The sequence below is a fragment of the Sutterella massiliensis genome (assembly GCF_016899755.1).
Classification (GTDB): domain Bacteria; phylum Pseudomonadota; class Gammaproteobacteria; order Burkholderiales; family Burkholderiaceae_F; genus Sutterella; species Sutterella massiliensis.
The window spans coordinates 1-389 of sequence record NZ_JACJJC010000324.1; the positions used below are offsets into that span (position 1 = coordinate 1).

General features: G+C 62.5%; 1 protein-coding gene. It reads left to right on the forward strand.

Features of this window, described 5'->3' with window-relative positions:
* Window positions 1-32 precede the first annotated feature (32 nt).
* Window positions 33-389, forward strand: a 357-nt coding sequence (locus tag H6A60_RS12765; protein WP_205105236.1) for a VWA domain-containing protein, incomplete at its 3' end; no start/stop codon positions are given.

Genomic DNA, 389 nt, shown 5'->3' on the forward strand with positions numbered 1-389 from the left:
TGTCGGGTTCGATGAAAGGCAAACAGGCCGGCATGGCCGTACGAGCCTCTTTGGCGCTTACGGCGGCGCTTATGAGCATTCGCCATGTCAATCCCGCGCTCTCGGCGTTTTCGGGCCGCTCTGTCTTCACGCCGATCGTTCCGCACGGTGCAAGGAGTCTGGCTCCTTTCGCCAAGCGAATCGGTGTGTTGAAGGCGCGCGGCAGCACGCCGCTCACCGAAGCGTTGTTCGGGGCCGCTATTGCTCTCTCTCGCACGAAAGAGAACAAGAAAGCGGTGCTCGTTCTCACGGACGGCGAGCCGAACGACCCGTGGTCGGTCGCTTCGGTCATGAAGCGGCTGCGCGCAAGCGGCATCCGTACATACGGACTCGGCATCGGCGTTCAGCTC